This is a genomic window from Poseidonibacter sp., assembly GCF_041821165.1.
Classification (GTDB): Bacteria; Campylobacterota; Campylobacteria; order Campylobacterales; family Arcobacteraceae; genus Poseidonibacter.
In genome coordinates this window covers 1-5,519 of sequence record NZ_JBGUES010000157.1, presented here as the reverse complement: position 1 = coordinate 5,519, position 5,519 = coordinate 1, and the positions used below count along the sequence as shown (strand labels likewise).

Genomic DNA, 5,519 nt, shown 5'->3' with positions numbered 1-5,519 from the left:
ATATGAATGTTGTTAAAAACTTTATTTCAAGAGCTAAAAAATATGGTGTAAGAATTGCTATTGATGATTTTGGTGTTGGGTATTCAAATTTTGTAAGATTACTTGATTATCAACCAGATATTCTTAAAATTGATGCTTCATTAATTAAAGATATTCTAACAAATGATTATTCTTTATCAATTGTAAAAACAATTATCACTTTTGCAAAAAGCCAAAATATTGAAGTTGTTGGTGAGTTTGTTGAAAATGAGGAGATTTATTTACTTCTAAAAGAATTAGGTGTTGATTATTCTCAAGGTTATTTCTTTGGAAAACCAGAGCCACTTTAAAATCTAGTTTAAATATGTCAAAAATAAACAAACTTCTTTTTCTACTTTTTTTACAAAGTAGCTTATTTGCAGTAGATGATTTTACAATAGATAAGTTACTAACAGATATAGAAAAGAAAACTGACCTTTCAAGTAAAACTAAACTTGAAAATGGTGGTATATCTACTATTTATACACGTGATGATATAAATAGAATGCAAGTTAAAAGCTTAAAAGATATTTTAAAATTAACAAGAAATGTTGGATATACTGAAAATAGATATGGATTACCTGACTCTTTATACCAAGGTTCAACACAACCTTTTTTAAGTAGTACAATTAGAGTTTTTATAGATAATCAAGAAATAACTACAAGCTTATATGGAAGTGGACTTATTATTCTTGGTGATATTGATATGGGTTTTGTTGACCATGTTGAAGTATATACTCAAAATCCATCTTTTGAATTTTCTACAGAACCTACTTATGCACTAATAAAGTTATATTCAAAAAAAGCCTTAAAAGATGAAGGTGGAAAAATATCTATTTCAAAAGGCTCATACGGAAGTTCTAATATAAGTGGATATTATTCTCAAGAACTTGAAAAAGATTGGGCATATTTTGTATACTTATCTTTAAATGATGATAAAAGAAAAAAATATTATAGTAATAATCAAAAACTTTCAAGAGATAAAAAAGTATCACATCTTCTAGCGTCATTTTACAATGATAAAAGTAGTATTTTATTTGAAGCAATTTCAAGTAATAGAGATAGTTTTGTAGATGCAAGTACAGATGCAAGTGCTAATTTAGCAAAAATTGAACATCAAAGCATTTTTCTTGGATATGATTATAAAAATAGTAATTTCTCATTTTTAACTAGTTATGGGTATATGAATACTCAAACAGATTTTAAAGATGATAATCAAACTCTTTATTCACAAGAAACAAAAACTGATTCTCATGTTTATACAAATGAACTAAAATACAATTTTAATGCACAAAATAATAAACTTTTGACAGGTGTAAAATATAGATTTAAAAAGTTTGATTATGAAAAATTAGATGTAAATAATATTTCAAAGACTTCAAATAATTATGATTATCAAGCTGTATCAACAGTTTTTATTGAAAATCAATACTCATTAAAAGAAAACTCAATTATTACAACAGGAGTTGAGTATATTGATGTTAAAAATAATCATTCTATTCAACAAGATGAATTATTATTATATAGAGTAGGGCATACATATACTACTAATAATTGGACAAATAAACTTATAAATTCTCATATTGAAACTTCACTTGAACCTTATCTTGTAAATAGTGAAAATAAATTTATTACTGCAGGGTATATTAAACCTCAAGAGATAAACTCTATTATTGAAAATATAATATATGAGAAAGATAATAAAAAATATGAGATTATTTTAGATTATACAAAAATCAAAAACTACCTTTCTTTAAGTACAAATAATACTACTTTATTAAATAACTATGAAAAAGATGTATTCTTTAAAAGTGCAACATTCAACTTAACATATAAGTACAATAGTTATGATAAATTTTTATTATCATTAAGACATTTAAAAACACAAAATATGCCAAATTCTAATGATGGAAAATATTCAACACTAATTCTAAGAAATATAAATACTTATGAAAAGTTTGATGTATATAATGAACTAATCTTTTCAAATAATAATATAGATAATAAAAATTATTATGATTATACTCTTGCAATTAAATATAACTATACTAAAGATTTCAATATTTCATTAAAAGGTGAGAACTTATTTTCTAAGGCAAAAACTACGAATTATGATAGAGTTGACCCTGCAACTTCACTTTCACAATCTGATTTAAATATTTCAAGTATTGATAAAAAGATTATACTAAGCATGGAATATCTATTTTAATGAAAAAAATAGTAATTTCATGGATTTTTCTTGTTACATTATTATCTTCAAATTGGGATTATGAACTAAAATTATATGAAAAAGTTTTACCTATGTTTTTTAATAATATTAGTATAAATGCTTTTGTTGATAAAAAAACAGAAGAGATATTATCAAATAGTAAAAAAATCACACTTGTACATAACTGTAAGAATGCTGATATTTTAATAGGAAATAGTTTTGAAAATATAATAAATGATTGTAAAGATAAACCAATATTTGGAACAACATATAGAAGTTTTAAAAAAAACCTTAACTATTTTGGAGCATTTTATTGGAGGAAAGGACGTCCTCAAATTAGATTTCGTCTAGATATAATAGAAAAACATAAACTGAGTTTACCACAGAGCCTAAGGAAATATGCTAAATGATTGATAAAATCAAAGCTCATTATATATTTAATATAGTTTCTATTATTGTATTATTTTCAACACTTATTATATATAGTTTATTTGTTCAAACAAAAAAGAATGTTGAAGAAATAAATATGAATTCTCATCTTGATTATATTGATAATATTACTAATAATATTTCAAATTTAATTAAACAATCAACTAATCAAACAATATATAAGTCTTTAAAGAATGATGAGGTATTACGTAAAAATATTGAAAAAAGTATAGAAGTTTTTATTACAAACAGATATAGATATATTTATGTTTTAGATAAAGAAGATGAAAAAAATGATGTATTTAGATTTCTACTTGATGGTGAAAAAAAACTTAGTGAAAGAAGTGATTTTTTAGAAGAGTATACACCTTCTAATATCAAGGATTTAAATGAAGTATATAAAACTAAAAAGCCTTTATATTTTAAACATAAAGATATAAAAACATTATGGATTACATACTTAAAACCAATTATTATAGATGATAAAGTACAAGCTGTAATTGTTGTAGATTTTTCTTTAGAAACTCATGATAAAATTATTGAGACTTTGAATAATTTAGATGATTCATTAAAAGTGATTTTATATTTTTCTTTTATTTTATTTATAGTAATTCTTATTTTTGCATATCTTGATAAAAAAAGAGAAGATAGTAAGTTAGCTTTATTTAATAAACTAAAATATACAAATAAAGAATTAAAAGAAAAAACTAAAGAAGTAAAAAATAAATCACAAAAGATAATTGAATTTAATAAGACACTTGAAGAAACAATAAAAAATGAAGTTGCAAAAAATAGACAAAAAGATAAACAAATAATTGAGCAAAGTAGATTAGCACAAATGGGGCAAATGCTAAGTATGATAGCACATCAATGGCGACAACCACTATCAGCAATTAGTTCTACAAGTAATGCTTTAAATCTTAAAGCACAGCTTGGAAAATTAGATAATCAAACAGCAGTTACTTTAGCTAAAAATATTTCGGTTTATGCAGAACACCTTAGTTTAACAATAAATGATTTTAGAGATTTCTTTAAATCAAACAAAGAGAAACAAGAGACTAATTTTTCAGAATTAATTAGAGTAGTTTTAACAATAATTGAAATTTCAATTAAAAATAAAGGTATTAAGCTAATAAAAAAACTAGAATGTGAAGATAGCTTTTATTCATATCCAAATGAATTAAAACAAGTACTTTTAAATATATTACAAAATTCAGAAGATGTCTTAATTCAAAGGTCAATCAAAAATCCATATATTGAAATAAATACCTATAAAAAAGGTAAGAAAATGATTATTGAAGTAAAAGATAATGGTGGAGGAATATTAAGTGAAAATATAGATAAAATATTTGATCCATATTTTTCAACAAAAATAAAGAAAGATGGTACAGGACTTGGTCTTTATATGTCAAAAATGATTATTTCTGAACATTGTAATGGCAAATTAATAGTATCAAATGATAGTGAAGGTGCGGTTTTTAGAATTATTTTAAATAAAGATAAAGAAGATAAATGCCAGGAAGATTAGCAATTTATGATGATAAAAGTTTTAAAAAAGATGCCCAAAATCTAATCAAAAATGATATGGTTGAAAACTTATATCCAAGATATAATATTGCCCCAACTATTCCAATTGTAGCACTTTTAAATAATGGAAACTATTTATATGCACATTTTGGATATTTACCTTCTTGGGCTAATAGTAAAAAATCTATGAATATAAATGCTAGAAGTGAAACTATTTTTGAGAAAAAAACTTTTAGAGACTCTTTTATAAATAGACGTTGTATTATTCCAATAAATGGTTTTTATGAATGGGCAAAAGAGGATAAAGAGAAAACACCTTATTTTGTATCTAATATAAAAAGTAATTATTTAGGCCTTGCTGGTATTTGGGATGAGTATTTTGATTTTGAATTAAATATGAAAATAGTTACAGTTGCTCTTATAACTTGTGATGCAAATGAAAAACTAGGAAAAATTCATCATCGTATGCCTGTTGTTCTTGATAAAAAAGATTATAGCACTTGGTTATATTGTAGTGAACTAGTTGAGGTTAATAAGCTTTTTAAAATATATCCAAGCGAAAATATTAAACTATATGAAGTTACAAATGAGGTAAATAAAGTATTATTTGATAAAGCAACTTGTATAAAAAAACTTGAAAAAATAAAAGAAGAAAAAAAAGAGATAGGACAATTATCTCTTTTCTAATGCTTTAAACCATAATTTCCAAAGATTTATATATATCTTTTTATAACTATTTAATTTTTTAAAATGATATTTTTCTATTTTATTAAAATAGCTTTTTAAAAGAATCTTTTCATCTTTTTTAGAAAGTTTAAATTCAACACAAATATTTGCTAAATCAAAAAAACTATCATTAATTGTTGTAAATTCCCAATCAATAAACTTCACATGATTTTTATAAAATAAGATATTTCCAATATTTAAATCATGATGACTTACTACTAAATCTTTTTTATATCTTTTTAGCTTTTTTAACTCTTTTATTGCTTCATAAGCTAAATTTTTAGATTTTTCATCTTGAAGTTGCTTTTTATAGTTTATAAAATCTGCTTTTAAATCATATGCTTTTTCATCTGATTTGATTTTATGTAAAATTTTTAAAGACTTAATTAGTGATTTTATATCTTTTTTTTCTAATTTATTTTTATGTTTACCTTTTAGATATTCACAAATCATTAAATCATTTTTCTTATCTAAGATATAAGGTTTTGCAGCTATATTTTTTTTGCTAGCTTTATTTTGAATTTTATACTCATATTTTCTTTTTATATTTGAACTATGTTTATGTTTAAAAACTCTAATTAAATATTTGTTTTTATTTGATTTAAGAAGA

6 protein-coding genes are annotated in these 5,519 nt (G+C 22.8%); 5 read left to right on the top strand and 1 reads right to left on the bottom strand.

Features of this window, described 5'->3' with window-relative positions; genetic code table 11:
- The 5 genes from ACERKK_RS10730 to ACERKK_RS10710 form a co-directional block, all read left to right on the top strand.
- Nucleotides 1-329 (top strand): EAL domain-containing protein (locus ACERKK_RS10730; protein WP_373773076.1); only part of this gene is annotated, 329 nt, incomplete at its 5' end.
- A gap of 14 nt (nucleotides 330-343) precedes the next feature.
- Nucleotides 344-2,227 carry a hypothetical protein gene (locus ACERKK_RS10725; protein WP_373773075.1) on the top strand — a complete coding sequence of 628 codons (1,884 nt, stop codon included), beginning with the start codon at nucleotides 344-346 and terminating at the stop codon, nucleotides 2,225-2,227.
- Nucleotides 2,227-2,637 carry a hypothetical protein gene (locus ACERKK_RS10720; RefSeq protein WP_373773074.1) on the top strand — a complete coding sequence of 137 codons (411 nt, stop codon included), beginning with the start codon at nucleotides 2,227-2,229 and terminating at the stop codon, nucleotides 2,635-2,637. The genes ACERKK_RS10725 and ACERKK_RS10720 overlap by 1 nt, the downstream gene beginning before the upstream one ends.
- Nucleotides 2,634-4,184, top strand: coding sequence for a sensor histidine kinase (locus tag ACERKK_RS10715; RefSeq protein ID WP_373773073.1), 1,551 nt, complete (start codon nucleotides 2,634-2,636; stop codon nucleotides 4,182-4,184). Before ACERKK_RS10720 ends, ACERKK_RS10715 begins: the two co-directional genes overlap by 4 nt.
- The gene (locus ACERKK_RS10710; protein ID WP_373773072.1) at nucleotides 4,169-4,870 is read left to right on the top strand and encodes an SOS response-associated peptidase; all 702 of its coding nucleotides are present in this window, start codon (nucleotides 4,169-4,171) and stop codon (nucleotides 4,868-4,870) included. Before ACERKK_RS10715 ends, ACERKK_RS10710 begins: the two co-directional genes overlap by 16 nt.
- Here ACERKK_RS10710 and ACERKK_RS10705 read toward each other — a convergent pair.
- A partial coding sequence (locus ACERKK_RS10705) for a phosphotransferase (protein ID WP_373773071.1) occupies nucleotides 4,856-5,519 on the bottom strand: 664 nt, incomplete at its 5' end. The genes ACERKK_RS10710 and ACERKK_RS10705 overlap by 15 nt on opposite strands.